The sequence below is a fragment of the Candidatus Jidaibacter acanthamoeba genome, assembly GCF_000815465.1.
GTDB classification, from domain to species: domain Bacteria; phylum Pseudomonadota; class Alphaproteobacteria; order Rickettsiales; family Midichloriaceae; genus Jidaibacter; species Jidaibacter acanthamoebae.
Map to the genome: position 1 here is coordinate 1 of NZ_JSWE01000218.1, position 1,469 is coordinate 1,469.

The following is a 1,469-nucleotide window of genomic DNA, read 5'->3' on the forward strand; positions in this document are numbered from 1 at the left end:
GATAAACTTAAAGTATGGGAAGAATATTATAATAAACAAAGATCACATAGCGCTTTACAAGGTAAAACACCTTGGGAAAGATATAAGGAGTTAGAAAACAAAATTCCCTCTTTAGATGAAATACAGGTGAATTATGAGCTAAATCAAGAAAGTTTTGTTATTCAAAACTACAAGTACGACCAAGCAATAAGAGCATTAAAGAAGAAGTAGCTAATATATTTAGGGGAAAAACAATATAAAAACTGAAATAATAGTTGAAGATTGGTAATGATGTCTATGAATCAGAGAGGCACATATTAATCAAGAGTTAATCTTATATTCCAATGGTAACTAGGTATATGAATCACACATCTAAGTTGGATCATTAAATGGGCTCCTTCCTTACTCCATCTCATTTGCTGTTTTTTCACCATCCGTTTACTTATAACTTCATTTACTGTAGATTCTACAAAGGCCGTAGATATTGATTCTCCGTATGCATACCTTGCACCATAATCAGGGATATATGCTTCATTAGCTTCAATATAACCATAAAATTCTTCTATCATTTTCCAAAGCTTATATTCCTTGCTCTTCTTTTTCTCATAAAATGTTTCCAAATCAAACCTTAGAAAATCAAGTTTTTTCAAGGCTTTAAATACATTGCCGCTCCATAAACACCACTTAATCCTATCCAGCTCATCCCCAACATTTAGCTTCAGCCCCACATCTTCTAAGGAGAGGCCTTTTGCTACTTGCTTCATGACCGTAATCCTCATAGTAATATGAAACCAATCTAATATATGCTCTGAATAAGGGCTTAAGTACATTTGTAGTTCTCTAACTACGTCCCCTCCGTCAGATAAAAAGGTCATTTCTTGGTTGATCTGCATGCCTTGTTTCTTTAGCATCTCATATAGCCTTCTTTTGGGTTTGGTATCGTAATTTACTACAAACCCAAATCTCTTTGTACCTCTATCGTCTTGTAAGCTCTTGCCCACTATCGCTTCAAACCATCCGGCTTTTCTATTATTACCTTCTCTTGCATGGATATAGCCACCGTCTATTCCTATAGTTAAGGGGATATCGGGTTTCGGTAATTTTTCCCAATCGCGCGGACAGCCCTCTATATACATATGCTGTTCTTCACCCAGCTCGCTTTCTAAACGTTTTGCTACCTTTTGAGCCTTATAAAATATAGAAGAGATATTAGTCTGCATTGGAAATACTTCGTCTAAAAGTTTTATATGTCATCCCATATGACATTAATGATATCCACTTAGTCTGTAAATAATTAAGCTCAGGCGAAATGCGTTCTTTTAATATTTTTGGTAACGGGCTAAAACTAATTTGCTTATTTGATTTGCAGCTACATTGATAAAACCTGGGACTCTTTATCGAAATCTTCCCAAAAAGAGTTCTATACACAAGCGGGTGATAACCTTTTAAACTAAGCTTTTTATTACAACAACTACAAATTTTTTCAGCAG

General features: G+C 34.8%; 2 pseudogenes. One reads left to right on the forward strand and one right to left on the reverse strand.

Annotated features, from left to right (window positions below):
- Positions 1–210, forward strand: a pseudogene (locus tag NF27_RS12655) (IS481 family transposase); the annotation flags it as partial.
- A gap of 140 nt (positions 211–350) precedes the next feature.
- Here NF27_RS12655 and NF27_RS10110 read toward each other — a convergent pair.
- A pseudogene (locus NF27_RS10110) lies at positions 351–1,469 on the reverse strand (ISKra4 family transposase); the annotation flags it as partial.